Genomic DNA, 361 nt, shown 5'->3' with positions numbered 1-361 from the left:
CGCGTCGAGCGCGTTGCCGACCTTGCGCAGGGCGCGCGTGCGGCCGGTGCTGGCCAGGTCGAACTGCGCCAGATCCCAGTCGCCGCGCGCCGCGTGCAGCGCGCGCTGGCTGGCGGTATGCAGGACCACGCGCAGGCCCAGCGTGTGTTCGGCGAGCGCGGCCACGGCGGGCTCGGCTTGCACCACCAGGGCCGTGTCCGCGTCGGCTACCGCGGCCGGGGCGTTGGCGCTGCTGGCGTGCGCCAGCGCCAGCGCCGTGCGGCTCAGGGGCAGCACGGTCACCCCGGGGTTGGCGCCGCCGGTGAGGACCAGCTGGGCCTCCTCGGGGGTGCCCAGCGCGTACAACTGCGGGCTGCTCTGT

At 76.7% G+C, this 361-nt stretch carries 1 pseudogene; it reads right to left on the bottom strand.

Features of this window, described 5'->3' with window-relative positions:
* Nucleotides 1–361, bottom strand: a pseudogene (locus tag VTU_RS29750) (type II secretion system protein GspL); the annotation flags it as partial.

Source organism: Verminephrobacter aporrectodeae subsp. tuberculatae At4, from assembly GCF_000193225.1.
Taxonomy (GTDB): domain Bacteria; phylum Pseudomonadota; class Gammaproteobacteria; order Burkholderiales; family Burkholderiaceae_C; genus Acidovorax; species Acidovorax aporrectodeae.
The sequence above is the reverse complement of the archived record's forward strand: the minus strand, read 5'-3'. Positions and strand labels throughout refer to the sequence as shown.